Below are 259 nucleotides of genomic sequence, written 5' to 3'. Positions count from 1 at the left end.
GAAGCCGCCCAGAAACAGGAACACGATGGAACTGGCGTAAGGGGCAGTCGCCTGCGCCACCGTGCGTTCGGTAAAGACCGGGATCAGAACGATGGGCAAAAGCGCGGTGGCCGACAGCGGGATCGCCTCGGTCATCCACCACACGGCCATCAGCGTGCCAATGGCGGCCACGGCGCGGGCGTCGGGGTTCATCCCCTCGGATGCGCCAAGCGCCAGCCAGACCGCGCCGGCGGCGATCAGCCCCGCCGCGCGCAGCCCC

At 69.9% G+C, this 259-nt stretch carries 1 protein-coding gene; it reads right to left on the bottom strand.

Annotated features, from left to right (window positions below):
* On the bottom strand, positions 1-259 hold a 259-nt coding region (locus Q5762_RS38880; RefSeq protein WP_315897033.1), incomplete at both ends, for an anion permease.

Origin of the sequence: Streptomyces sp. P9(2023) (genome assembly GCF_032436795.1) — a bacterium.
Lineage (GTDB): Bacteria > Actinomycetota > Actinomycetes > Streptomycetales > Streptomycetaceae > Streptomyces.
Note: the sequence above shows the minus strand (reverse complement) of the source record. Positions and strands in the feature narration are given on the sequence as shown.